Source organism: Stenotrophomonas sp. 05N423, from assembly GCF_056397145.1.
On record NZ_JBFTMV010000046.1, the window covers coordinates 1 to 398 of the forward strand.

Here is a 398-nt window from a genome sequence, read left to right on the forward strand (position 1 = left end):
GCCGTCACCACCGGCAACCTGACCACCGCCGGCGGACAGCTGATCGCAGCCGGCACGGATGACCTGCGCGTGCAGGTGCGCAACGCGTTGGACAATGCCGACGGCATCATTGCCACCAACGGCGCGCTGCAGCTGGACGCCGGCACGGTGAACAACCGCGCCGGCATGCTGCAGGCGGCCGGCAGTAGCAATACGCGCCTGACGGTATCGGGTGTGCTCGACAACACCGCGGGCACCTTGGCCGCGGCAGGCAATACTCACCTCACCGCCGCTGAGCTGCGCAATGTCGGCGGTACCGTGCAGGCGGCTGGCACGTCCACGCTGCAGGTGACGGTGGACGGCCTGCTGGACAACAGCGCTGATGGCCTGCTCGCCAGCGGCGGCGATCTTGGCTTGAA

At 68.6% G+C, this 398-nt stretch carries 1 protein-coding gene; it reads left to right on the plus strand.

The features are described from left to right. Positions 1-398 (plus strand): hypothetical protein (locus tag AC1DGW_RS16905; RefSeq protein ID WP_478025215.1); only part of this gene is annotated, 398 nt, incomplete at both ends.